The following is a 1,713-nucleotide window of genomic DNA, read 5'->3' as shown; positions in this document are numbered from 1 at the left end:
TCCTCTCAAAACTAAACAAAGTTTCATGTGATAGGTTTCCGTTGATGCTTTCGCATCATTTCCTTAGAAAGGAGGTGATCCAGCCGCAGGTTCTCCTACGGCTACCTTGTTACGACTTCACCCTAATCATCTGTCCCACCTTAGACGGCTAGCTCCTCATAGAGGTTACCCCACCGGCTTCGGGTGTTACAAACTCTCATGGTGTGACGGGCGGTGTGTACAAGGCCCGGGAACGTATTCACCGCGGCATGCTGATCCGCGATTACTAGCGATTCCGACTTCGTGCAGGCGAGTTGCAGCCTGCAGTCCGAACTGAGACCGGCTTTAAGAGATTAGCTTACCCTCGCGGGTTCGCAACTCGTTGTACCGGCCATTGTAGCACGTGTGTAGCCCAGGTCATAAGGGGCATGATGATTTGACGTCGTCCCCACCTTCCTCCGGTTTGTCACCGGCAGTCTTACTAGAGTGCCCAACTGAATGCTGGCAACTAGTCATAAGGGTTGCGCTCGTTGCGGGACTTAACCCAACATCTCACGACACGAGCTGACGACAACCATGCACCACCTGTCACTATGTCCCCGAAGGGAACGCCTGATCTCTCAGGTTGGCATAGGATGTCAAGACCTGGTAAGGTTCTTCGCGTTGCGTCGAATTAAACCACATGCTCCACCGCTTGTGCGGGCCCCCGTCAATTCCTTTGAGTTTCAACCTTGCGGTCGTACTCCCCAGGCGGAATGCTTAATGCGTTAGCTGCGGCACTGAAGGGCGGAAACCCTCCAACACCTAGCATTCATCGTTTACGGCATGGACTACCAGGGTATCTAATCCTGTTCGCTACCCATGCTTTCGAGCCTCAGCGTCAGTTACAGACCAGACAGCCGCCTTCGCCACTGGTGTTCTTCCATATATCTACGCATTTCACCGCTACACATGGAGTTCCACTGTCCTCTTCTGCACTCAAGTTCCCCAGTTTCCGATGCACTTCTTCGGTTAAGCCGAAGGCTTTCACATCAGACTTAAGAAACCGCCTGCGCTCGCTTTACGCCCAATAAATCCGGATAACGCTTGCCACCTACGTATTACCGCGGCTGCTGGCACGTAGTTAGCCGTGGCTTTCTGGTTGGATACCGTCAACTAATGAACAGTTACTCTCACTAGTGTTCTTCTCCAACAACAGAGTTTTACGACCCGAAAGCCTTCTTCACTCACGCGGCGTTGCTCCATCAGACTTGCGTCCATTGTGGAAGATTCCCTACTGCTGCCTCCCGTAGGAGTATGGGCCGTGTCTCAGTCCCATTGTGGCCGATCAACCTCTCAGTTCGGCTACGTATCATCGCCTTGGTAAGCCGTTACCTTACCAACTAGCTAATACGCCGCGGGTCCATCCTTAAGTGACAGCTCGAAAGCCGCCTTTCAACCAAGAACCATGTGGTTCTTGGGTTTATGCGGTATTAGCATCTGTTTCCAAATGTTATCCCCCGCTTAAGGGCAGGTTACCCACGTGTTACTCACCCGTCCGCCACTCGGTGTTAACAAAATCTCTCGGTGCAAGCACCTTGATCAATTGTCAAAACCTCGTTCGACTTGCATGTATTAGGCACGCCGCCAGCGTTCATCCTGAGCCAGGATCAAACTCTCATATAATGAGTTATTTGAATAGCTCGATTTGTTGTTTGCGAATTGACTTCGCTCATGTACTTAATTCTTTTCAAC

General features: G+C 51.4%; 1 rRNA gene. It reads right to left on the bottom strand.

The features are described from left to right. Nucleotides 1-67 precede the first annotated feature (67 nt). Nucleotides 68-1,644: ribosomal RNA gene (locus EKM85_RS11360) — 16S ribosomal RNA — on the bottom strand. Nucleotides 1,645-1,713: the final 69 nt, after the last annotated feature.

It is taken from the genome of Lacticaseibacillus jixianensis, from assembly GCF_003946485.1.
Lineage (GTDB): Bacteria > Bacillota > Bacilli > Lactobacillales > Lactobacillaceae > Lacticaseibacillus > Lacticaseibacillus jixianensis.
The sequence above is the reverse complement of the archived record's forward strand: the minus strand, read 5'-3'. Positions and strand labels throughout refer to the sequence as shown.